A 22,236-nucleotide genomic window follows, 5' to 3' on the forward strand; every position below is an offset into this window, starting at 1 on the left:
CGTACCCACTCACGGTCAGTCGATGCGGCGGACGGTAATCAGCCGGTAAAGACGAAGTCGCGCTGGGGACGCCACACGCCGTCCAGGCCGTGCTCGTAGAGCGAGAAACCCCACGCGTCGAAGTCGGCGCTGTAGCCCGCGAGCTCCTTGAACGCCTTGTCCATCACGTCGTCGGGCAGGTGGTGGGCGATGGTGACGTGCGGGTGGTACGGGAACGGCAGCGGCCGGGCGAGCGGCCCCGACAGAACCCTCGCCTGGACGCGTTCACAGCCGCCGATTCCTTCGGCGAGCGCGACGAACACGACCGGGGACACCGGTCGGAACGTTCCGCTTCCGCGGAGTTTGATCTGGAACGGCTCCTCGGTTCGGGCGATCTCCCGCAGATGGTCCTCGATGACGTCCAGCGAGGACTCGTGCACCTCGGTCGGCGGGAGCAGCGTGATGTGCGTCGGGATCGCGGTGGCGAGCGGGTCGCCGAACGAGGCGCGCTTGGCCTGCAGCAGCGCGCCGTGCGGGTCGGGGATCGGGATGGCGACGCCGATCGCGCGGACCCCGGGCGCCGGCCGGTCCGCGCGCGCGGAGGGCGCCTCCCCGGGGCCCTCCGCGGCGGCGTCGTGGGGTGGGCGGTCAGCGACCACGTCCCACGAATCCCACCCGGTCGCGGACGGTCTCCATCGTCCGCGCGGCGACCCCGGACGCGCGTTCGGCGCCCAGCGCGAGGACTCGGTCGAGCTGCCGCTCGTCGTCCAGCAGCTTCAGCGTGCGTTCCCTGATCGGCGTGAACGTGTCGACGACGAGCTGCGCGAGGTCCTTCTTGAACTGCCCGTAGCCGGAGCCCGCGTAGCGCTGCTCCAGCTCCTGGACGGACGCGCCGTCCAGCGCCGCGTAGATCCGCAGCAGGTTGGTGATCCCGGCCTTCTTCTCCTCGTCGTAGACGACGTCGGAGCCGGTGTCGGTGACCGCGCGCATGATCTTCTTGCGCATCGGGCCCGGCTCCTCCAGCACGTCGATGATCCCCTGCGGGGAGGACGCCGACTTGCTCATCTTCGCGTCGGGCTCCTGCAGGTCGGTGATCTTCGCGGCGCCCTGCGGGATGTGCGCCTCGGGCGGGACGAACGTCTCGCCGAACCGGTGGTTGAACCGCTGCGCGAGGACGCGGGTCAGCTCCAGATGCTGCCGCTGGTCCTCGCCGACGGGCACGCGCAGCGCGCGTTCTCCTGTGGGGGGGCGACCCCCCACACCCCCCGGAACGGCCTGTGCCCCCTCACCCGGCTCGGGCGTGTAGAGGAGGATGTCGGCGGCCTGAAGGATCGGGTAGGTGAACAGCCCGACGGTGGTGCCGCCCGTCCCCTGCTTGGACGACTTGTCCTTGAACTGGGTCATCCGCCCGGCCTCGCCGAACCCGGTGATACAGCCGAGCACCCACGCCAGCTCGGCGTGCTCGGGGACGTGGCTCTGCACGAAGACGGTGGCGCGCTCGGGGTCCAGGCCCATCGCGAGGAGCTGCGCGACGGCGGCCTTCGTCCGGCGGCGCAGCACCGCGGGGTCGTGCTCGACGGTGATCGCGTGCAGGTCGACCACGCAGTAGAAGGCGTCATGCGTGTCCTGCATGGCGACCCACTGCCGCAATGCGCCCAGGTAATTGCCGAGGTGGAACGAGTCGGCGGTGGGCTGGATGCCGGACAGCACGCGGGGCCTGACGACCCCGCCCGTCTGCTGAGACCGGCTAGACGCTGCTGCTGGGCTGGACGCTTCGGGCATGTGCACGGACCGATTCTCTCAGGTGTCGCCTGGGGCTCCACCGCGGGTGGCGCCGCCGGCGGCCGCCTCGGCGGCGCTCCCGGCGGCGGCGATGTCGCCGGTGCCCGCCCGCGGGGTCGCGGACGGGGTGGCGGGCATCGCCGCGACGGCCTGCGGCGTCGCCCGCGGGGTGACGCGCACGCGGGCCACCCGCCGCCCGTCCATCCGGGCCACCGCGAGGCGGTGGCCGCCGGCCTCCACCGAGTCGCCCTCGGCGGGCACGCGGCGCAGCGCCGCCATGATGTGCCCGGCGACCGTCTCGTAGGGCCCGGCGGGGAGCCGGATGCCGGTCTCGGCGGCGAAGTCGTCCAGGTTGAGCAGGCCGTCGACCTCGACCACGCCGCCGTGCAGGCGCCGTGCCTGCGCGTCCTGGACATCATATTCGTCGCGGATGTCCCCGATCAGCTCCTCCAGCAGGTCCTCCATCGTGACGATCCCGGCGACGCCGCCGTACTCGTCCATGATGATCGCCAGGTGGCAGCCCTCGCGGCGCATCTCCGACAGCGCCGGCAGCACCCGCTTCGAGGACGGCAGGAACTTCACCGGGCGTACCAGATCGCCCACCGGCCCGTCCTTCTCGGGCGGGTCGGGGGCCAGCAGGTCGCGGATGTGGACGAAGCCGATCACCTCGTCGTGGGACTCGCGGCAGACGGGGAACCGGGAGTGCGGGCTGCCCGCGGCCAGGCGGGCGGCGGCGGTGAGCGGGAGCGCCGCGTCCAGGAACACCACCTCGGTGCGCGGGACGAGGACCTCCCGCAGCGGCCGCTCCCCCGCCGCGAACACCTCTCCGATCAGCTTCCGCTCGTCCGCGGTGAGCTGCGTGTTCTCGGCCACAAGGGCCCGCATACGCTCCGCAGTCAGCTCCTCGCGCAGCGCGCCGGGGTCGCCGCCGGACAGCCGCACGACAAGGTTGGTAGAGCTCGACAGCAGCCACACCAGCGGGCGCGCGAGCCCCCACGGCGGCCGGGACGGCGTCCGGTCCATGGGTTCCCCCTTCCCCGTTCGACGTTCCGGATAGCCTGGTCTGACCCCGCCGTCACAGTGTCGCCCTTTTGGAGGTCCGTTCGTGAAGCTGCTCGTCACCGGAGGCGCAGGCTACGTCGGCAGTGTCGTCTCCGCCCTGCTCCTGGAGGCGGGGCACGAGGTCGTCGTGCTGGACGACGTGTCCACCGGGCACGAGGACGCGGTGCCGGAGGGCGCCCGGCTCGTGCGCGGGACGCTGCGGGACACGGCCGCGGACGTGCTGGCCGGGGCCGGGTTCGACGCCGTCCTGCATTTCGCCGCGAAGTCCCTGGTGGGCGAGTCGGTGGAGAAGCCGGGCCTGTACTGGGACAAGAACCTCGGCGAGTCGCTGGCGCTGCTGGAGGCGATGCGGCTGGCGGGCGTCCCGCGGATCGTGTTCTCCTCGACGGCCGCGGTCTACGGCGAGCCGGAGTCGACGCCGATCCTGGAGACCGACCCGACCCGTCCGACGAACCCGTACGGGGCGTCCAAGCTGGCGATCGACACGGCGCTGGCCGAGTACGCGCGGCTGCACGGCATCGGCGGGGTGTCGCTGCGGTACTTCAACGTGGCGGGCGCGTACGGGCGGCTCGGCGAGCGGCACACCGTGGAGACGCACCTGATCCCGAACGTGCTGAAGATCGCGCAGGGGGACGGCGAGGCGGTGAAGATGTTCGGCGACGACTACCCGACGCCGGACGGCACCTGCGTCCGCGACTACATCCACGTGACCGACCTCGGGCGGGCCCATCTGCTCGCGCTGGACGCCTGCGCGCCCGGCACGCACCAGATCTTCAACCTGGGCAGCGGCACGGGCAACTCCGTCAAGGAGGTCGTGGACGTGTGCCGCGAGGTCACCGGGCGCGAGATCCCGGCGGAGACCGCGCCGCGCCGCGCCGGGGACCCGGCCGTGCTGGTCGCCTCGTCCGACAAGATCCAGGCGGAGCTGGGCTGGAAGCCGGAGCGCGACCTGCGCACCATGGTCGACGACGCGTGGACCTTCCTGCGGTCGCGATGAGCGACCGGCTCAGGGCCGGCTTCGCGGCGGCCTATGGGCGGGAGCCTGAGGGCGTCTGGCACGCCCCCGGACGGGTCAACCTGATCGGCGAGCACACCGACTACAACGACGGGCTCGTGCTGCCGTTCGCGCTGCCGCTCGGCGTCTCGGTGGCCGCGGCCCGGCGGGACGACGGCGTGATCGAGGTCCGCTCGCACCAGGCTGAGGGGGTCGTGACCGCGCCCGTCGACGGCGGGACGGTCGTGTCCGAGGGGTGGCCGTCCGGGCGGGCGTGGGCGGCGTATCCGGTCGGCGTAGCGCGGGTGCTGCGGGAGCGCGGCGCGGGCGGCGCGTCGCTGCTGATCGACTCCGATCTGCCGCAGGGGGCGGGGCTGTCGTCGTCGGCCGCGCTGGAGTGCGCGACGGCGCTGGCGCTCTGCGACCTGCACGGCGTGGAGATCGACCGTCCGGCGCTGGCCCGGCTGGCGCAGCGCGCCGAGAACGAGCAGGTCGGCATGCCGTGCGGGCCGATGGACCAGTCGGCGTCCCTGCTGTGCGAGGCCGGGCACGCGCTGATGCTCGACTGCCGCAGCGGCCTGTCGGCGCGGGTCCCGTTCGACCCGGCGGCGTCCGGGCTGGCGCTGCTGGTGGCCGACACGCGGGCCTCGCACGCCCTGACCGGCGGCGAGTACGGCAGGCGGCGCGCCGAGTGCGAGGAGGCCGCGGCGCTGCTCGGCATGGCCGCGCTCCGCGACGTGAAAGACCTCGCGGGCGCGCTCGGGACGCTCCGCGATCCCGTGCTGCGGCGCCGCGTCCAGCACGTCGTGACGGAGAACCACCGGGTCGAGGCCACGGTCGGGCTGCTGCGCGCCGGGGCCGTCGCGGAGCTGGGCGCGATGCTGAACGCGTCGCACCTGTCCCTGCGCGACCAGTTCGAGGTCTCCTGGCCCGAGGCCGACGCCGCCGTCGACGCGGCGCTGCGGGCGGGCGCGCGGGGCGGGCGGATGATCGGCGGCGGCTTCGGCGGCTCCGTGATCGTCCTGGCGCCTGCCGAACGAGTCGACCGGGTCCGGGACGCGATCGTCGCCGCCTACGCCAAGCGCGGCTGGACGGCGCCGGAGTTCCTCAACGCCGTCCCGTCCGGTGGGGCGGCGCGGGTCACCGCTCCATAGCCGCGGTGATGTCGTCGCGGAGCCTGGCGGCCTCCTCGGCGGGGTCGGTCTGGTCCAGGGCCGTGAAGCCGTCCACGGCGGCGGACGCGGCCGACGCCGCCTCCGGCAGGCGGCCCACCTGGGCGAGGATGCGGGCCTGGTCGTAGGAGACGAGCGCGGTCTCCCAGACGCGGGCCGGCTCGTTGTCCGGCGGCAGGCCCGCGAGCGCGGCGCGGGCCGCGTCCGCGACGGTCACCGCCGCGTCGGCGTCGCCCGTCCACAGCAGGGACATCGCGCGGCGGCGGCGGGTGCGGACGACGCCGTACGGGTCGCCCGCCTTCTCGTACGCCTCGGCGGCCTCCGCGTACCGTTCGGCGGCCTGGCCGTCCAGGTCGAGGTTCGTCAGGACGTCGGCGGCCTCGTTGAGGAAGTGCGCGACGGCGTCGTGGCGCCCTTCGCCCGCGGCGTCCTGGGCGAGGGACGTGAACGACGCGGCGGCGTCCTCCTCGCCCAGCTCCTTCTGCGCGTGCGCGAGGATCAGCCGGCAGCGCCGCTCCGCCTCGGCGTCGCCGGGCGCCGTGAGCGCGGGAAGCGCCTCCTCGGCGGTCTCGGCGGCCTCCAGGTGGCGGCCCGTCGACAGGTACGCGGCGGCGAGGTCGATGCGTAGGTGGATCGCCTGCTCGTGCAGGCCCTCGGCCGTCCAGCCCGCGATGGCCTCGGCGAGGTCGGCGGCGGCGTCGGCCGGACGGTCCAGCGCGAGGAGCGCGAGCCCCCGTTCGGAATGCGCCGCGGCCCGCATCGGCGACGGGCCGGACAGCGCGGCGAGCCCCTCGTCGATCAGGGCGATGACCTCGTCGTCCGGGCCGCTCTCCATCCTCGCCAGCGTCCGCGCGAGGAGGAGGGCGGGCGGGGCGACCTGCTCCGGGTCGTCGGACGCGCGCGCGGCGTCGACGGATCGGCGCAGCGCCGCGCACGCCCCGTCCGCGTCGGCGGACATCAGCAGCGCCTGCCCGCGCAGGAACCACAGCTCGCCGGCGCTGTCGGGATCGTCGTCCGGGTCCACCCGGTCGAGGGTCGCCAGCGCGTCGGCGGGACGGTCGAGCTCCACGTACGCCGTGGCGAGGCGCAGCAGCGAACCGGTGGCGTCGCCCTCGCCGGTCGGGTTGCTCGTGAAGTACCCGGCGGCGGTGATCATCTCGTCCAGGCCGCGCGGGTCGTCCAGGCGGGCGTGCATCGCGCCGAGGCGGCCGAGCGCCCGGTGCCGGCGCGTCTCGTCGCCCAGCTCGCCGAACAGCCGGTACGTCTCCTCCCAGCACTCGGCGGCGGCCTCGCGCTCGTCCGCGACGGCGTGCTCGACGCCCTTGCCGTCCAGGCGGCGGGCCTTCTGCAGCGGCGTCGGCTCCGTCGTCTCCGCGAGGACGTCGAACCGCCGCCACGCGGCCAGCGTGCGGGGCATGTCGCGGCGGGTGCGGCGCCGGTCGGCGATGTCGAGGAGCGTGTCGAGGTCGTTCTCGGCGGCCAGGTCGCCGTCCGCGTCCGCGACGGGCCGCGGCGGCGCGGCCGGGGCCTGCGCCAGGGCCGGACGGCGGTGGTGCGCGGCCAGCGGCACGAACTCGGCGACCGGCTCCGCCGCCAGGACGGCGCGCACCCTGTCGCCCTGGTGGGACGTCTCGTTGCGGGCGTCGAACCGGCCCGCCAGCTCCGTCGCGCGCTCGGCCAGCTCGGTGCGCAGGCCGGGCAGCGGCACGTCCGCCGCCGGGCGGCCGTCCGCCGCGGGACGCCGGACGGTCGCGTCCCCGTGCCCCGCCGCCGCGACCCGTCCCAGGACGAGCGCCGCCGCCGCGCAGAACTCCATCTCCGCGTGGACGCTCGGCGCCCGGTCCAGCCATCCCAGATGCCGCTGGACGATCTCCAGCCCGCGCGCCTCGTTCCCCGTGATCGCGCAGAACTCCAGGTGCTCGGCGACGTCGCTCAGGTCGGCGAGGCGGGCCCGGTGCACCCGGTAGGCGCGGCGGTGCGCGTCCGCGGCCTGCTCGGCGCGGCCCGTCCGCAGGTACACCGGCAGCATCGCGGTCTGGATCGACTGCGGCTGCTCGTTGCAGGTCAGGGTCGCGTTCAGCACCGGCGCGGCGATCTCGAACGCCTCCTCGTGCCGTCCGGCCTCCACGAGATGGCGGGCCATGCCCGTCGGGTCGCAGCCCTCGCAGTCGGACAGCGCGTCCCGTTCGGCCGCGCGCCACTTCGCGTACCACTCGTCCGCCGAGCCGTCGCCGACGTGCCGCGCCACGACGTTGCGGTAGTGGTACACCGCCTGGAGGCTGTGGCCGCCCGCCTTGTAGCGCCGCTCCATGTCGTCCAGCACCGTGTAGGTCCGGTCGAGGGGGATCTCCGGGAACAGCGTGAGCGAGCTGACGATCGCCTTCATCTGCCACAGCAGGCCGTGCGTCTCGTCGTAGCGGCCGGGGTCGCGGTCGTGTTCGGCGAGCGTCCGGCTGAACGTCGCGAACGCCTTCACGGGCTCGCCGCCGTACCGGTACGCGTCCGTCAGCCGGACCCGGACGTGGAACGCCAGCACCTCGTCGCCCGTCGCCTCCGCGCGGCGCAGCGCGTCCTCGACCAGGACCGTCTTGGCCTCGCCGTACGGCAGCTCCTGCGACCGCGCCATCAGCGCATAGACGTCATCCGTGCTCACTGGGGGCCTCCGGGGAGTGGACGGCCCATTCCAGCAGGCCGATGAACGAACGGTTCAGCACCGCCGTGTCGGCGGGCCGCAGCGGATGGTGGCCGAGCAGCAGCGCCTGCCCGTACAGCGCCTGGACGGCCAGCTCCACCAGGCCGTCGTCGGTCAGCGAGGTGACGCGCCGGGCCAGCGGGTTGCGGTGGTTGAGCACCAGTTGCGGACGGTCGACGCCCGTCGTGGCGTTGACCGCGCCGAGGACGTCGGCCCACAGCTCGTCCGCCTCCTCCCGCGCCCGCGCCAGCTCCTCCCGGAACTGCGCGTCGCGGCTGGTCAGATACAGCGCGGGCAGCGACGCCGGATCGAACTCGCGGACCACGACCTCGCAGCCGAGCCGCTCCACCGCCCGCTGCGCCGCCGCGAGGAACTGGCGCAGCCGCAGCTCCGCGGCCGGGTCGAGGACGCCGAACGTGGTCGTCAGCTCCGCCGCGTCCAGCCTGGTCAGGCGGATGTCGGGGTCGAGCGCGGGCAGCCGCTCGATGATCTCGGAGTCGTGCACGTAGCCGCCGTTGACGAGGCCGACGCCCTGCGCGCCCGCCACCGACGACAGCCGCCGGAACTCGTCCACGCTCGGGGTGAACCGGCCGTCCGGGTGGCGGCGGCGGAACTCGTGCAGCGTCATCGGCCCGGCGGACGTCTCGTACTCCAGCCACTGGTCCACGATCCGCAGCATCTCGTCGTCGTGCAGGGCCATCGCCTTCACGCCGAGCTGGTGCAGCCGCAGGAACGCGCGGAGCCGTCCCGGGTCAGTCTCCGAGAGCCGGACCAGCCACTGCCGCAGGACGTCGCCGAGACCCTGGCGGGCCGAGTCGAGCAGCTCGTCCTCGTAGAGCGCCTCGCGGCTCGCGGTCGGGCGCAGCTCCCCCGCGTCCACGACGCAGCGGGCGAAGAACGCCCACTCGGGGAGGAGCTTCTCGACGTTCTCGGCGAGCAGCATCCGCTTCAGGTAGACGCGGTGCGCGGCGCGCGCGGCCGGGGACACCGGCTGCGGCAGGACGAACGCGACGCCCGTCAGCCCGGCCTCCGGCACGTCCAGGTCGACGACGTCGAACGGCGTGAAGCCGTAGAGGTCCTCGCAGTACTGCTCAAGGGCCCGCCGCCGGGACGCCGGGTCGGGGTGGGCGACCTGCCAGGGCGGGCCGCCGGCGGTGATCGGCACGCCGTCCACGGTCAGGTCGACCGGGAGCAGCGACCCGTACGTGCGGGCGAGGTCGGCGACGACCGGCGGGCTGAGCAGCTCCGCCGACCCCGGACGCGGCCGCAGCGAGACCGTCGTCCCGGGCTGATCGCGCTCGGCGGGCTCGACCCGGTAACTGCCACCGGACAGCCCTGTCCAGCGGATTGCGTCGCCGCCCTTCGCGGAGCGGGTCACGACCTCGATCTCGTCCGCGACGAGGAACGCCGACAGCAGCCCGATCCCGAACTGGCCGAGGAAGTCGTGCCGCGCGAAGCCCAGCTCGTCCCGCTTGGACGACCTGCCGATCGTGGCGAGCAGCGTGTGGACCTCGTCGGCGGTGAGCCCGATCCCGTCGTCGTGGACGCGCAGCGTCCCGCCACCGGTCTCGATCTCGACCCGGCCGCCTTCACCGTTCGCCGTGATCGCACCCCGCGCGGTGATCGCGTCGACCGCGTTCTGCAGCAGCTCGCGCAGGTAGACCCGCGGGCTGGCGTAGAGATGGCGGCTCAGCAGATCCACCACGCCGCGCAGGTCGACCTGAAATGCCTGTTCTGCCACCGAGACGCCTCCCCGATCACCTTTACGAGCGATCACACCCTAGCGACCGATACCGCCGTCCACAGATCATTTGCGCGCTTGGACGGGCGGGCGCCGCGGAGAGAAGCAGGTGGTCCTGCTACGGCCGGTGTCCGCCGTCCCGGGGAAGGCTCGCGAGGAGTTCCCGCACTTCGCGGACCCTGCTGGGAGCGTCGATCTCGATGAGCAGATCCAGTGCTTCGGAGTAGGCCGGGCGAGCGTCGGAAAGACGTCCGGCATGGCGGTGGACGTCGCCCAGAATGCACAGCATCGTCGCCAGCCCGGCCTTGTTCCGCATCTCGCGATGGAAGTCGATGGCCGGTCCGAGCACTTCCTCGGCGTCGGCGAAACGGCCGAGGCCGTCGTAGGCCAGCGCCAGGTGCCATGCGCACCAGACGACCCCCTCGCGGTCGCCGCGCCGCTCGGCCGTCGCCATCGTTTGCTCCAGGACGCGGGCCGCGTCCGCGTGCTGCCCGAGCTGGCGGTGCGCGTCGGCGATGTGCGCGGCCAGCCACGTCTCGCCTCCTGCGTCGTCGCGGGCCTGGAAGATGGCCTGCGCCTCGGCATAGCGCTCCAGGGCCTGCTCAGGACGGTCGAGATCGCACTGGAAGTCGCCGAAATGGGTCAGCACCCACGCCTCCTTACCCGGATCGTCCATGGAGCGGACCACGTCCAGCGCACGCTCGTAGAGCGGCACCGCCTCGGTCGGCCGCCCGAGGATCCGGCGCGCCTCGGCGAGGTGGACCAGCGATCCGAGCTCGGCCGGGGCGTCCCCGACGTGCCGCGCCGCCCGGACGGCGAGGTCCTTGACCGCCTCCATCTCCTCCCAATGGGCGCGGTAGAAGAGCAGGCCGTAGAGCGATTCCGCGATCCTGACGACGAGTTCGTGCTCCTCGGCGTCCGCTGCCGCCCGGAGGCCCGCCTGCACGTTGAGGGACTCGTGCGCGAACCACGCGATCGCCTCGGCCGGAGGCTGCTCGTGCGCACCGGGCCGCGACATCCATTCGTGCAGGAGGTCGCCGTACCAGCTCAGCGAGCGCCGGAACGCGTCGCGCCGGTCGGACGGCGACTCCTCGTCCGCCATCCGCTCCTTCGCGTACAGCCGGAGGAGGTCGTGGAGGCGGTAGCGGTCCTCGCCCGCGACCTCGATCAGATGCCGGTCCATCAGCTCCCCGAGCATGCGCTCGGCGTCCTCGTCGCCGACGTCGCCGGTGCGCGCGACCACCCCGGCGGTGAAGTCCCGGCCCGGCAGGACGCCCAGCCGGCGGAACAGCCGCGCCGTGTCGGGCCGCAGGGACCGGTAGCTGAGTTCGAAGCTGCTGCGCACTCCCCTGTCCTCACCTTCGAGGCGAGATATCCGCCGGGTCTCGTCCATGAGGTCCGACAGGTAGCGTGCCAGCGATCCGCGTCTCATCACGAGCTGGGCCGCGGCGATCCGTATCGCCAGCGGAAGCCCGGCCAGCAGCTGGACGATCTTGTTCGCGGACGGCCGGTCGGCGTCCACCGCCCCCGCGCCGACGATCCGCTCGAACAGGCGGAGCCCGTCGGGGTCCGGGAGCGGGTCGAGGCGGAGCCGGTCGGCGCCGTCCACCGAGGCCAGCGTCGTCCGGCTGGTCACGATCACGGCCGTGCCGGGCGACTCGGGCAGGAGCGGGCCGGCCTGCCGCGCCTCGGACACGTTGTCGAGCAGCAGCAGGCTGGGGCCCTGCCGCAACCGCGACTGGTACTCGCGGCGGCGCTTCGCGGGGTCGCGCGGCAACTCGTCGCCGGACAGCCCGAACTCGGCCAGCACCTCGACCATGGCCGCGTCCGCGGTGGCGGCCGCGGCGACGTCCACCCGGATCCTGGCATGCGTGAACGTGGCGGCGAGCCGGTGCCCGATCTCGTTGGCCAGCTCGGTCTTCCCGACCCCGGCCATGCCGTGCAGGACGACGAGCGGGCAGGTCTCGGTCAGCCGGTCGGTGAGCAGCGCCTTCGCCTCCTCGATCGTCTCGTCCCGGTCGGTGAAGTCCGGCAGCGACCTGCGCAGGTTCATATGGCCGGACGGGAACGCGGCGGCGTCGTCCGGGCGCGGAAGATCGATCAGGGCGCCGAGGCCGAGTTCGCGTCCCCAGGGGGTGCGCTGCGTGGCGTCCGCCCAGCGGTCCAGCGGGGCGACGGTGAGCACCGAGCTGCCCTGCGGAGCGTGGTGCTCCGTCACCAGGCCGACCGCGTACGCCCTGCCCGCTGGACCTCTGGCGAACACGACGGCCCCGGACATCCCCTGCCATTCACTCGAACCTCGGCCGCCGGACGAGCGGGGCATCGACCGGCCGCGCAACTCCAGCAGGCTCGTGCGCAGGTTGGAACCCGTCGGGATCTCACCGTCCACCTGGGCGCTCTCCCGCTGCGGGGCCGACCCCGGCTGCCCCTTGCGCTCCTTCCACCTGGGGAAGCCGACCGTCCAGCACTCGTCGATCACGGCCACCCGGGACCGGTCGACACGGGCGAAACGGACCGGAGGCAGGTCGGCCAGCGAGGCGTCCCCGGGCACGGCCAGCAGGGCGACGTCTCCGATTTCGTCCACCATGACCATCTCGGCCGGATGCTCCGACTCGTCCACCCGGCGGACGAGCAGGACCGCGGCGTCCAGGACGTTGTGCGCCGCCGAGAGCACCCACTGCCGTCCGACCAGGAAGCCGGAGCCCACGTTCCACCCGCCGCCGTGGCTGAGGCGCAGCACCTCGACGGCGCGGTGCGTGAGCCCGGACCCGTCAGGGCTTGTTCGGGAGACCACGGGTCACCTTGACCGGACGGCCGTCATCGTCGCGCGGCGGTTCCAGCGTCACCGTGACGCGGTGGATCTCCTCCCGCCGGTAAGAACCGTCGCCGCCCAGCTCAAGGACCCAGAACTTCGCCTTGCCCGATCCCCCGGCCTGCCGCGTGACTCCGACATGGAATTCGAGCTGTATCTGGCCGACCTCGAAACCGAACTCCGCGTCCTTCCCGGCCTCCAAAGCCTCCATTAACTCGGCCCGCAGCGCGGCGATGCTTTCGGCAAGTCCGAGTTCACCCATGAATTCCCCCTGTATCCGCAATTCGCTGAGGGCGCGCAGCGTTCCGGCGACCGGACGCCCGCGTTGCGATCCTCCACGACCTCCGTCACCCAGAGGAACGGCTCGGAGACATACGGCCAGAGAAGGCCAATTCACGGCGGCACGGCGGACGCGAACGAGCCCCGGACCGGCAGGGTCCGAGGCTCGTCGCTCAGGCTATGGGGTCAGTCGCTCAAGCTATGGGGGTCAGATGAGGCCGAGCTTGCGGACGGCCTCGCGCTCCTCCGACAGCTCCGCGACGGACGCGTCGATCCGGCCGCGCGAGAAGCCGTCGATCTCCAGGCCCTGGACGATCTCCCACTTCCCGTCCTTCGTGGTGACCGGGAAGGACGAGATCAGGCCCTCGGGCACGCCGTAGGAGCCGTCCGACACGACCGCCATCGACGTCCAGTCGCCGTCGGCGGTGCCGTTCACCCAGGTGTGCACGTGGTCGATCGCCGCGGACGCGGCCGACGCGGCCGAGGACGCGCCCCGCGCCTCGATGATCGCCGCGCCGCGCTTGGCGACGGTCGGGATGAAGTCGTTCTCCAGCCAGCCCTGGTCGTTGACCGTCTCGGCCGCGTTCTTCCCGGCGATCTCCGCGTGGAAGATGTCCGGGTACTGCGTCGCCGAGTGGTTGCCCCAGATCGTCATCCGGCGGATGTCGCCGACCGACACACCCGTCTTCTTCGAGAGCTGCGCGAGGGCGCGGTTGTGGTCGAGGCGCGTCATCGCGGTGAACCGCTCGGCCGGGACGTCCGGCGCGTGCTGCTGCGCGATGAGGGCGTTGGTGTTGGCCGGGTTCCCGACCACCAGGACCTTGACGTCGTCCGCCGCGCCCGCGTTGATCGCCTCGCCCTGCGGCTTGAAGATGCCGCCGTTGGCCTCCAGCAGATCGCCGCGCTCCATGCCCTTCGTCCGGGGCCGGGCGCCGACGAGCAGCGCGACGTTCGCGCCCGCGAACGCCTTGGTCGGGTCGTCGAAGATGTCGGTGCCGGACAGCAGCGGGAACGCGCAGTCGTCCAGCTCCATCGCGGTGCCCTCGGCGGCCTTCACGGCCTGCGGAATCTCCAGCAGCCGCAGGCGTACGGGTACGTCCGCGCCGAGGAGCTGCCCGGACGCGATGCGGAACAGCAGCGCGTAGCCGATCTGGCCCGCGGCGCCGGTGACGGTAACGGTGACTGGGGTGCGCGTCATTGCCTTCTTCTTCTCTCCTGCTGGATTCTGAGCCGCCGGCCCGCCGCCGCGCGGGTTCTCTCGCTATCGAGATATTCCGGGGCTCAGGCTATCGCGCACCCCCTACCCGCCACCCGCCAGGTGCACCACCCGGCATGCCCCCGTCCCCCCAAACACACCGAAGGCCGCCCCGGGGACTCCCGGGACGGCCTCCAACCCCGCGTGCGCGGGGAGCACAGAAACGAAACCCCATTCCTGACCACACAGGAGGGATCATCCCTACATGCACAGGGAGTACGTGCTCGAATGCTAACAGCTACGAATCAGCCGTTGATCTTCTTCTGGAGGTTGGTGTCCAGGGCCTCCAGGAAACCCTGCGTCGTCAAGAAAGGTGTCGAGTCGCCGACGAGGAGCGCCAAATCCTTGGTCATCTGGCCCGCCTCGACGGTTTCGACACAGACCCGCTCCAGTTTCTGGGCGAAGTCGATGACCTCGGGCTGGGAGTCGAGCTTGCCGCGGTGTTCGAGGCCGCGGGTCCAGGCGAAGATCGACGCGATCGGGTTGGTCGACGTCGGCTTGCCCTGCTGGTGCTGGCGGAAGTGCCGGGTCACCGTGCCGTGCGCGGCCTCCGCCTCGACGGTCTTGCCGTCCGGGGTCATCAGGACGGACGTCATCAGCCCGAGGGAGCCGAACCCCTGCGCGAGGGTGTCGGACTGGACGTCGCCGTCGTAGTTCTTGGCGGCCCAGACGAACCCGCCCTCCCACTTCAGCGCCGCCGCGACCATGTCGTCGATGAGCCGGTGCTCGTAGGTGAGGCCCTTGGACTCGAAACCGGACTTGAACTCCGACTCGTAGATCTCCTGGAAGATGTCCTTGAACCGGCCGTCGTAGGCCTTCAGGATCGTGTTCTTCGTGGACATGTACAGCGGCATCTCGCGCTCCAGCGCGTACCGCATCGTCGCCCGCGCGAAGTCGCGGATCGAGTCGTCGAAGTTGTACATGCCCATGGCGATGCCGCCGCCGGGGAATTCCGCGACCTCGAACTCCATCGGCGCGCTGCCGTCCTGCGGCGTGTAGGTGATGGTCACCTTGCCGGGGCCGGGGACGACGAAGTCGGTGGCGCGGTACTGGTCGCCGTGGGCGTGGCGGCCGATGATGATGGGCTTCGTCCAGCCGGGGACGAGGCGGGGGATGTTGGAGCAGATGATCGGCTCACGGAACACCACGCCGCCAAGAATGTTGCGGATCGTCCCGTTCGGGGAGCGCCACATCCTCTTCAGGCCGAACTCCTCGACGCGGGCCTCGTCGGGGGTGATGGTCGCGCACTTCACGCCGACGCCGTGTTCCCGGATGGCGTTGGCGGCGTCGACGGTGACCTGGTCGTCCGTGGCGTCACGGTGCTCGATCCCCAGGTCGTAGTACTTCAGGTCGACGTCGAGGTAGGGCAGGATCAGCTGGTCCTTGATGAATTTCCAGATGATCCGCGTCATTTCGTCGCCGTCGAGTTCGACGACCGGGCCCGCTACTTTGATCTTGGGCATGCTGTTGCTGTCCCTTTCCTACACCTGGCCAGCTCTAAAGACTCAGACCTTGTAAGGCTCAACTGGCAAGGCTAGCCGAGGCGGTCTTGAGGTCTAGACCTGGCCTGGGCCGGGCGGTCCCGGCCGCGCGCCGGGCGGTCCCGCAGGTCCGGACGGGCCGGACGGGCCAGGCGGGCCAGGCGGAGCGGGCGGGCCGGGCGGAGCGGACGCGCCGGGCGGTCCCGGGGCGCCGGGCGAGGGCGGCGGGCCGTCCCGGCGGCCCGCGATGAGGAGCCGCACGCCGCGCGCCACCATCGCGAGCAGGATCAGCACGCCGAACGCGCCCGCGAGGGCGAGGCCAGGCTTGTTCATCGGCGGGACGCTCAGCGAGACGAACGCGACCATCTCGCCGAGGATCACGAGCGTCCAGCAGTCGATGGACCTGCTGCGGACGGCGAGCGGCCCGAGCTGGGACTCCGGCAGCAGGAGCCGCGCCAGCGCCCCGAGCAGCAGCGCGGCCGCCATCAGCCCGGAGCCTTTGCGGAAGTAGTTGAAGGCGCAGAGCGTGAGCCCGGCGCCGACGCCGCTGAGCACGATCAGGTACGGGAGCTGCGCGAGCCAGTGCGGCGCGGCCCCGCGGCGGCTCGGCGCCCTGCGCCTGCGCCTACGCACCTCGGTGCTCATGGGCTTCACGGTATAGGGAATCGGATCGCGGCACGACATCGTCGTCCGCGCACGCGATCGCCGGCGCCCGCTCCGCTCCCCGATCGCCCGCCCACCCGCAGGTCCCATCCCGCGCACCCGCAGGTCCGGTGCGGTGCGGTCCGGCGGCCGGGGCTGGGACGAGTGGGACGCGGGTGATGCCGGAGAGGCCCGAATCCCCTGCGCCATCGGTCCTACTCGCCAGTAGGAGGGTGTGACGGCAACGCGCCCGGGTAACCCGGCAGACAGGGGTCGCTAACTAGCTGGGAGGACTGCCGTGGAGGGGCCGTTCATGCGGATCGAGGACAGCGGGCTGGTGGTGCCGCTGCGCCCCGACGTTACGACGGTCGGGAGAGGGAGAGGAGTCGACATCCGCCTCGACGACCCGAGTGTGTCCCGTTTGCACGCAGAGATCGTCCGACGCGGTCCGTACGTCTACGTGGTGGACATGGGCCTGTCCCGCAACGGGACCCGCGTCAACGGCCGGCCGATCGCCCGCCGTGTCCTGGAGGACGGCGACGTCGTGAGCTTCGGCACGGCGCGCTGCCGGATGGGGGGCATCCCCCGTGAGGAGGTCGACCCGGACGTCGAGCTGCGCCGGGCCGTCGCACCCGAGCTCACCCGCCGCGAGGTCGACGTGCTGACCTCGCTCTGCCGTCCCGCCCTGTCCGACGAGGCGTTCGTGGCCCCCGCCACGGCCCGCGACATCGCCGGAGAGCTCGTGGTGACGGAGGCGGCCGTCAAGCAGCATCTGCTGCGCCTCTACCAGAAGTTCCGCATCCCCGAGGGCGCCAACCGGCGCACGCGGCTCGCCAACGAGGTCATCGCGATGGGCCTCGTCCGGCCGCTGCCGCCGGTGCACGTCCCGCAGGGCCGCCCCCCGATGGACGGGCGGGTCCCCGGGGTCCGGGGCACGGCCGAGACCCGGCGGGCGGGCGCGGCCCACGCGCACGTCACCGGGCCGGGCCGCGCACCCAGCGCGGCGGGACGGAGGGCCAGCTGAACTGAAGGCGCGATCGCCCTCCGGCAGCGCGAACTTCGAGGGCGATCGCTGAAACCGGCCGGTGCGGGGCCGCGCAAGTGACGGCGCGGCCCCGTCCGGCGGGAGCGTTGGACGAGGGCCGCCATTAGGGTGCTGATGGCGGCCCTCTCACACGTGTTAGGCGGGCCTGCGTGTCGGGTGGGGTGGGTTGCGTGTCAGGCGGGCTGGTGTTCGGCGGCTTCCACGACGTTGGCCAGGAGCATCGCTCGGGTCATCGGGCCGACGCCGCCCGGGTTCGGGGCGACCCAGCCGGCGACCTCGCGGACGTCGTCGGCGACGTCCCCCGCGAGCTTGCCGTCTACCCGGGAGACGCCGACGTCCAGGACGGCCGCGCCCGGCTTGACCATGCCGGCGGTGATGAGCCCGGGGACGCCCGCGGCGGCCACGACGATGTCGGCGCGGCGGGTGTGCGCCGCCAGGTCGCGGGTCGCGGTGTGGCAGAGGGTGACGGTCGCGTTCTCCGTGCGGCGGGTGAGGAGGAGGCCGAGCGAGCGTCCGACCGTGATGCCGCGGCCGACCACGGTGACGTCGGCGCCCTTGATCGGGACGTCGAAGCGGCGGAGCAGCTCGATGACGCCCTTCGGCGTGCACGGGAGGGGGCCCGGCTGCATGAGGACGAGCCGTCCGAGGTTCGTGGGGTGCAGGCCGTCGGCGTCCTTGGACGGGTCGATGCGCTCCAGCACGCGCTGCTCGTCCAGGCCCTTCGGGAGCGGGAGCTGGACGATGTAGCCGGTGCAGGCAGGGTCGGCGTTCAGCTCGGCGACGGCGCGCTCGACGTCGTCCTGCGTGGCGGTGGCGGGCAGGTCGCGGCGGATGCTCTCGATGCCGACCTCGGCGCAGTCGCGGTGCTTCATGTTGACGTAGGAATGGCTGCCGGGGTCGTCGCCGACGAGGACGGTGCCGAGGCCGACGGTCACGCCGCGGTCGCGGAGCGCCTCGACGCGGACCTTGAGGTTCGAGCGGATCTCGGCGGCCGTGGCCTTGCCGTCCAGAATCTGTGCCGTCATGCGTTCCTCCGCGGGGAATGGGATGGTCCCGTCCACCCAGGCGCGCGGTGTCCGGACTGTCGTTCGCTCCCCGGTGGTGATCCACCTTGACCGCGCCAGTCGCGTGAAAGCCCATGCTATCCGGCGTGCGCGCGGAGAAATGGTCATGGGACGGCGTCGGAGTGGTTCGCGGAAAACGGCGGAAAGTGGCCCTGCCGGACACCGCCGGCCTGCTCCTAGCGTGATCCGCATGAGCGACGCATGGTTCGAGCGGCCCGTCCTGACCGGGCGATACGTGCGGCTGGAGCCCCTGACAGCTGAGCACGCCGAGGGCCTGTTCGCCGCGTCCAAGGACCCGGGGGTATGGACGTGGATGAGCGAGCGGCAGCCCGCGACCCTCGAAGAAATGCGGACGTTGGTCGACAACGCGCTCGCGCAGCACGAGCGGGGACTGCGGCTGCCGTGGGCGCAGATCGACGCCGCGACCGGGGAGGTCGCCGGGACGACGTCGTACTACGAGATCGCTCCGTCCCACCGCGGGCTGTGCATCGGATACACGTGGCTCGGGTCGCGGTGGCAGCGGTCGGGCCTCAACACCGAGGCGAAGCTGCTGCTGATGGGACGCGCGTTCGACGACCTCGGGGCGATCCGGGTCGGCTGGCACACCCACGTCCGGAACGAGCGGTCGCGGGCGGCGATCGAGCGGCTCGGCGCGTCGTTCGAGGGCGTCCACCGCAAGCACCGGATCCGGGCGGACGGGTCGATTCGCGACTCCGCCACCTACGCGATGACGGACGACGACTGGCCCGCGGCGGCGGAGGCGCTCCGCTCCAGACTCCGCTGAGTGCGCCGAGTGCGCCGAGTGCGCCGAGCCGGGCGCGGTCTCAGTCTTCGGAGCGCTCGCGCCAGGCGAGGATGCGGTCCGTCCCGTGCCAGCCGAGCTGGGCGGCGAGCATCGCGGCGAGGACGGCCGCGAGCAGGCCGATCACCTGCCGCGACTCCATCAGCAGCATGTCCGCCCGGTACACCACGACCAGCATGAGGGACATCAGCAGATCCATCGCGCCTCCACACGGATTCGCCCGCGCCGGGGGGTGGGTCGGGGGAAGGTCATGGGGCGCGGCCACGCCGAGGCTACCCGCCGTGAAAAGTAAAGAATCCCGAGGTGAACCCGGTGTGGCGGTGTCGTCGGCCACACCGGGTTCGCGTCGGCCACACCGGGTTCGCGTCGGCCACACCGGGTTCGCCGGGCCTCAGTGGAAGAAGTGCCGGACGCCCGTGAAGTAGAGGCTGATGCCGGCCTTCTCGGCGGCGGCGATGACCAGGTCGTCCTTGACGGAACCGCCCGGCTCGACGATCGCGCGGACGCCCGCGGCGGTCAGCACTTCGAGGCCGTCCGGGAACGGGAAGAACGCGTCGGACGCGCCGACCGCGGTCGAGGCCCGCTCGGTCCCGGCCCGCGCGACGGCGAGCTTGGCGGAGTCGACCCGGTTGACCTGGCCCATGCCGACGCCGACGGTGGCGCCGTCCGCGGCGAGCAGGATCGCGTTGGACTTCACCGACCGGATCGCCCGCCACGCGAACGCCAGGTCGCGGAGCGTGGCGTCGTCCACGGCCGGGCCGGTCTTGAGCTCCCAGGAGGACGGGTCGTCGCCCGGCGCGTCCACCTGGTCGACGCCCTGGAGGAGGACGCCGCCGTCGATGCGCCGGTACTCGGTGCCGCCGGACGGGGCGTCCGGGCACACCAGCAGCCGGATGTTCTTGAACCGGCCGGTGAGGACCGCGACGGCCTCGTCCTCGAACGCGGGCGCGACCAGCACCTCGGCGAAGCTCTCGGTGACCTGCCGCGCCATGTCGGCGGTGACCGGGCGGTTCGCCGCGATCACGCCGCCGTACGCCGAGACGGGGTCGCAGGCGTGCGCCTTGCGGTGCGCCTCCGCGATGTCGGCGCCGACCGCGATGCCGCACGGGTTGGCGTGCTTGATGATCGCCACGCAGGGGTCGGTGAAGTCGTGGGCGGCGCGGCGGGCGGCGTCGGTGTCCACGTAGTTGTTGTAGGACATCTCTTTGCCGTAGAGCTGCTCGGCCCCGGCCAGCCCCGACTCGCCAGGCGTGCGGTACAGCGCGGCTCGCTGATGCGGGTTCTCGCCGTACCGGAGCGTGTTCGACCGCTCCCAGGTGGCGCCGAGGAAGTCGGGCCACTGCGTCTCGGCGGCGGTCTCGTCGGGCGCGTAGGCGCTCGCGAACCATGAGGCGACGGCCACGTCGTAGGACGCCGTGTGCGCGAACGCCTGCGCGGCGAGACGGCGCCGCTCCTCGATCGTGAACCCGCCCGCCCGGACGGCCTCCAGGACGATCCCGTACGCGGACGGGTCGACGACGACGGAGACGCTCGCGTGGTTCTTCGCGGCGGCGCGCACCATCGTCGGGCCCCCGATGTCGATCTGCTCGACGCACTCGTCCGGCGAGGCGCCCGACGCGACCGTCTCGGCGAACGGGTACAGGTTCGCCACGAGCAGGTCGAACGGCTCGACGGCCAGGTCCTCCAATTGCTGCAGGTGGTCGGGCTTGCGCCGGTCGGCGAGCAGGCCCGCGTGCACCGTCGGGTGCAGGGTCTTGACCCGTCCGTCCAGGCACTCGGGGAACCCGGTGAGCTTCTCGACCTTCATCACCGGGACGCCCGCGGACGCGATCCGTCCCGCCGTGGACCCGGTCGAGACGATCTCCACGCCCGCCTCGTGCAGGCCCCGGGCCAGTTCCTCCAGCCCGGACTTGTCGTACACGCTGATCAGCGCGCGCTTAATCGCCACCCGACTCACCGGCCGAGCTCCCCTCTTGATCGGACGAACCGCTGTCGCCTGACTCGCCGCAGGTCCTGCACTTCAATGAGACGCGTCTGCCGTGCGCCGTCCAGCCGTCGCGGGCGAGCCGTCCGACGACGTCGACCAGGAGCCCGCGCTCCACCTGCTTGATCCGCTCGTGCAGGGAGTCCTCGTCGTCGTGCCAGCGCACGGGGACGGTGTCCTGGGCGATGACGGGCCCGGTGTCCACTCCTTCGTCGACGAAGTGAACCGTACAGCCCGTCACCTTCACCCCGTACGCCAGGGCGTCCCGTACGGCGTGGGCGCCGGGGAAGGACGGCAGCAGCGCGGGATGGGTGTTGACCGTCCGGCCGCCGAACCGCGCCAGGAAGCGCGGCCCGAGGATCTTCATGAACCCGGCGGACACCACGAGGTCCGGCTCGTGCCGCGCCACGGCGTCGGTCAGCGCCGCGTCCCAGTCGTCCCGAGACGGAAAATCTGGGACGCATACGGTAAAAGCGGGCACACCGGAGCGTTCGGCGCGGGCGGTTCCGCCGATATCGGGACGGTCCGCGCCCACGGCCACCACTTTCGCCCCGTAGGCTGGATCCGCGCACGCGTCGAGCAGCGCTTGTAGGTTGGTCCCCGCGCCGGAGACGAGGACGACGAGCCGGGCGGACACCATGACTCCCTGGTGGACGATGCTGGTGGACGACGGGGATCGGCGAGGCTTCGCCGGCCGGGCCGACCTGCAGCCTATCGGGCCCGCTCGGCGCTCCCAGAACACGGATCAGCGATCAGGGGGATCCCCATCACCGCCCAGGAGGAACAGGACGTGAGCGAGCAGCCGGGCCCTCCGGCCCAGCCCGAAGACCGCCCCGGCGGGCGGCCGGCGGGAGAGCCGCCCGCGGGACCGACACCGCCCACAGACCACCCGCCCCAGGCAGACCACCCGCCGCAGGCAGACCAGCCGCCCCAGGCCGACCGGTCGTCCCAGACAGGCCAGTCGCCCCAAGCCGACCAGGCGCCGCAGGCGGATCATCTGCAGGCGGGGCAGGCGCCGCAGACGGAGCCGATGCCGCCGGCGGGCCCGGCGGGGGCGGGGCAGCCGCAGCGGACCGGCTGGCGGGCCCTGTGGCTCGGCGCCATCGCGCTGCTGACCGCGTTCTTCTTCTACCCGCTCGGCCTCGTCCTCGGCGTCGCCGCGCTCGTCGTGGGCATCCGGGCCCGCCGGAGCGCGCGCCGCGCCCGCGGGGCCGCGCCGGGCGCCGTGCCGGGCATCGTCCTCGGCTCGGTCGGGCTGGCGTTCTCGATGCTGTCGGTGGCGGTCACGGCGTTCCTGTGGACGGAGCTGAGCGGCTACCAGAACTGCCTCAGCGGGTCCAACACCACCGCCGACAAGCAGTCCTGCCGGTCCGAGTACTACCCCAGGATCGAGGACAAGCTCGGCCTGCCCGCCGGGAGCATGGACAAGTACGGCGACCTGCTCTAGGGC

Annotated in this window: 19 protein-coding genes; 5 read left to right on the plus strand and 14 right to left on the minus strand. The window is 72.6% G+C overall.

From position 1 onward, the window contains the following. Positions 1 to 38: 38 nt before the first annotated feature. Genes ACH35V_RS20100 through ACH35V_RS20110 form a run of 3 tightly spaced genes read right to left on the minus strand, consistent with a single transcriptional unit; the run spans position 39 to position 2,784 of the window. Positions 39 to 638, minus strand: a complete 600-nt coding sequence (locus ACH35V_RS20100) for a 2'-5' RNA ligase family protein (protein WP_395974282.1) — start codon at positions 636 to 638, stop codon at positions 39 to 41. Next, a complete protein-coding gene (trpS, locus tag ACH35V_RS20105; RefSeq protein ID WP_395974740.1) occupies positions 628 to 1,761 on the minus strand; it encodes a tryptophan--tRNA ligase in 1,134 nt (377 codons plus the stop codon). Before trpS ends, ACH35V_RS20100 begins: the two co-directional genes overlap by 11 nt. 18 nt (positions 1,762 to 1,779) lie before the next feature. After that, a complete protein-coding gene (locus ACH35V_RS20110; RefSeq protein ID WP_395974284.1) occupies positions 1,780 to 2,784 on the minus strand; it encodes a hemolysin family protein in 1,005 nt (334 codons plus the stop codon). A gap of 82 nt (positions 2,785 to 2,866) precedes the next feature. On the opposite strand from ACH35V_RS20110, the gene galE reads away from it, so the two are divergent. Together galE and galK are read left to right on the plus strand one after the other, a co-directional pair. After that, a complete protein-coding gene (gene galE, locus ACH35V_RS20115) occupies positions 2,867 to 3,820 on the plus strand; it encodes a UDP-glucose 4-epimerase GalE (protein ID WP_395974286.1) in 954 nt (317 codons plus the stop codon). Then, positions 3,817 to 4,971: a galactokinase gene (gene galK / locus ACH35V_RS20120; RefSeq protein WP_395974741.1), complete on the plus strand. Its 1,155-nt coding sequence runs from the start codon at positions 3,817 to 3,819 to the stop codon at positions 4,969 to 4,971. Before galE ends, galK begins: the two co-directional genes overlap by 4 nt. On the opposite strand, the gene ACH35V_RS20125 is transcribed toward galK, so the two are convergent. From ACH35V_RS20125 to ACH35V_RS20155, 7 genes are all read right to left on the minus strand, one after another. After that, positions 4,958 to 7,642 (minus strand): hypothetical protein, encoded by a 2,685-nt coding sequence (locus tag ACH35V_RS20125; protein ID WP_395974288.1) that lies wholly within the window; start codon positions 7,640 to 7,642, stop codon positions 4,958 to 4,960. The genes galK and ACH35V_RS20125 overlap by 14 nt on opposite strands. Then, complete coding sequence (locus ACH35V_RS20130) at positions 7,629 to 9,422, minus strand: HSP90 family protein (protein WP_395974290.1); 1,794 nt, start codon at positions 9,420 to 9,422, stop codon at positions 7,629 to 7,631. The genes ACH35V_RS20125 and ACH35V_RS20130 overlap by 14 nt, the downstream gene beginning before the upstream one ends. A 118-nt stretch (positions 9,423 to 9,540) precedes the next feature. Further along, positions 9,541 to 12,216 (minus strand): tetratricopeptide repeat protein, encoded by a 2,676-nt coding sequence (locus ACH35V_RS20135; RefSeq protein ID WP_395974292.1) that lies wholly within the window; start codon positions 12,214 to 12,216, stop codon positions 9,541 to 9,543. Then, complete coding sequence (locus tag ACH35V_RS20140; protein WP_395974294.1) at positions 12,194 to 12,496, minus strand: trypco2 family protein; 303 nt, start codon at positions 12,494 to 12,496, stop codon at positions 12,194 to 12,196. Before ACH35V_RS20140 ends, ACH35V_RS20135 begins: the two co-directional genes overlap by 23 nt. Before the next feature lie 225 nt (positions 12,497 to 12,721). After that, positions 12,722 to 13,711, minus strand: coding sequence for a malate dehydrogenase (locus tag ACH35V_RS20145; protein ID WP_395974296.1), 990 nt, complete (start codon positions 13,709 to 13,711; stop codon positions 12,722 to 12,724). Between the two features lie 302 nt (positions 13,712 to 14,013). After that, positions 14,014 to 15,231 carry an NADP-dependent isocitrate dehydrogenase gene (locus ACH35V_RS20150; RefSeq protein ID WP_395974298.1) on the minus strand — a complete coding sequence of 406 codons (1,218 nt, stop codon included), beginning with the start codon at positions 15,229 to 15,231 and terminating at the stop codon, positions 14,014 to 14,016. 93 nt (positions 15,232 to 15,324) lie between these two features. Further along, complete coding sequence (locus ACH35V_RS20155) at positions 15,325 to 15,894, minus strand: DUF3017 domain-containing protein (protein WP_395974300.1); 570 nt, start codon at positions 15,892 to 15,894, stop codon at positions 15,325 to 15,327. Between the two features lie 310 nt (positions 15,895 to 16,204). Between ACH35V_RS20155 and ACH35V_RS20160 the strand changes: the two genes are divergently transcribed. Then, on the plus strand, positions 16,205 to 16,915 hold the full coding sequence (locus ACH35V_RS20160; protein WP_395974301.1) for an FHA domain-containing protein: 711 nt from the start codon (positions 16,205 to 16,207) through the stop codon (positions 16,913 to 16,915). Between the two features lie 194 nt (positions 16,916 to 17,109). Here the strand turns inward: ACH35V_RS20160 and ACH35V_RS20165 are convergent, their stop codons facing one another. After that, positions 17,110 to 17,961, minus strand: a complete 852-nt coding sequence (locus tag ACH35V_RS20165) for a bifunctional methylenetetrahydrofolate dehydrogenase/methenyltetrahydrofolate cyclohydrolase (protein ID WP_395974303.1) — start codon at positions 17,959 to 17,961, stop codon at positions 17,110 to 17,112. Between the two features lie 229 nt (positions 17,962 to 18,190). Here ACH35V_RS20165 and ACH35V_RS20170 point away from each other — a divergent pair, with 229 nt between their 5' ends. After that, complete coding sequence (locus ACH35V_RS20170; RefSeq protein ID WP_395974305.1) at positions 18,191 to 18,784, plus strand: GNAT family N-acetyltransferase; 594 nt, start codon at positions 18,191 to 18,193, stop codon at positions 18,782 to 18,784. A 40-nt stretch (positions 18,785 to 18,824) separates the two neighbouring features. Here ACH35V_RS20170 and ACH35V_RS20175 read toward each other — a convergent pair whose 3' ends face one another. The 3 genes from ACH35V_RS20175 to purN form a co-directional block, all read right to left on the minus strand. Then, positions 18,825 to 19,001, minus strand: coding sequence for a hypothetical protein (locus ACH35V_RS20175; protein WP_395974307.1), 177 nt, complete (start codon positions 18,999 to 19,001; stop codon positions 18,825 to 18,827). A gap of 192 nt (positions 19,002 to 19,193) precedes the next feature. Beyond that, on the minus strand, positions 19,194 to 20,759 hold the full coding sequence (purH, locus tag ACH35V_RS20180) for a bifunctional phosphoribosylaminoimidazolecarboxamide formyltransferase/IMP cyclohydrolase (RefSeq protein WP_395974309.1): 1,566 nt from the start codon (positions 20,757 to 20,759) through the stop codon (positions 19,194 to 19,196). Beyond that, on the minus strand, positions 20,740 to 21,426 hold the full coding sequence (gene purN / locus ACH35V_RS20185; RefSeq protein WP_395974310.1) for a phosphoribosylglycinamide formyltransferase: 687 nt from the start codon (positions 21,424 to 21,426) through the stop codon (positions 20,740 to 20,742). The genes purH and purN overlap by 20 nt, the downstream gene beginning before the upstream one ends. A gap of 150 nt (positions 21,427 to 21,576) precedes the next feature. On the opposite strand from purN, the gene ACH35V_RS20190 reads away from it, so the two are divergent. Then, positions 21,577 to 22,233, plus strand: a complete 657-nt coding sequence (locus ACH35V_RS20190; protein WP_395974312.1) for a hypothetical protein — start codon at positions 21,577 to 21,579, stop codon at positions 22,231 to 22,233. The last annotated feature ends 3 nt before the right edge of the window (positions 22,234 to 22,236 follow it).

The sequence above is a fragment of the Actinomadura sp. 1N219 genome, from assembly GCF_044326405.1.
Taxonomy (GTDB): Bacteria; Actinomycetota; Actinomycetes; order Streptosporangiales; family Streptosporangiaceae; genus Spirillospora.

Coding starts and splice junctions, on each gene's coding strand:
- ACH35V_RS20160 (WP_395974301.1), top strand. CDS start 16,205: ATGCGGATCGAGGACAGCGGGCTGGTGGTGCCGCTGCGCCCCGACGTT.
- ACH35V_RS20140 (WP_395974294.1), bottom strand. CDS start 12,496: ATGGGTGAACTCGGACTTGCCGAAAGCATCGCCGCGCTGCGGGCCGAG.
- ACH35V_RS20155 (WP_395974300.1), bottom strand. CDS start 15,894: ATGAGCACCGAGGTGCGTAGGCGCAGGCGCAGGGCGCCGAGCCGCCGC.
- galK (WP_395974741.1), top strand. CDS start 3,817: ATGAGCGACCGGCTCAGGGCCGGCTTCGCGGCGGCCTATGGGCGGGAG.
- ACH35V_RS20145 (WP_395974296.1), bottom strand. CDS start 13,711: ATGACGCGCACCCCAGTCACCGTTACCGTCACCGGCGCCGCGGGCCAG.
- trpS (WP_395974740.1), bottom strand. CDS start 1,761: ATGCCCGAAGCGTCCAGCCCAGCAGCAGCGTCTAGCCGGTCTCAGCAG.
- ACH35V_RS20165 (WP_395974303.1), bottom strand. CDS start 17,961: ATGACGGCACAGATTCTGGACGGCAAGGCCACGGCCGCCGAGATCCGC.
- ACH35V_RS20110 (WP_395974284.1), bottom strand. CDS start 2,784: ATGGACCGGACGCCGTCCCGGCCGCCGTGGGGGCTCGCGCGCCCGCTG.
- purN (WP_395974310.1), bottom strand. CDS start 21,426: ATGGTGTCCGCCCGGCTCGTCGTCCTCGTCTCCGGCGCGGGGACCAAC.
- ACH35V_RS20170 (WP_395974305.1), top strand. CDS start 18,191: ATGAGCGACGCATGGTTCGAGCGGCCCGTCCTGACCGGGCGATACGTG.
- ACH35V_RS20175 (WP_395974307.1), bottom strand. CDS start 19,001: ATGGATCTGCTGATGTCCCTCATGCTGGTCGTGGTGTACCGGGCGGAC.
- ACH35V_RS20150 (WP_395974298.1), bottom strand. CDS start 15,231: ATGCCCAAGATCAAAGTAGCGGGCCCGGTCGTCGAACTCGACGGCGAC.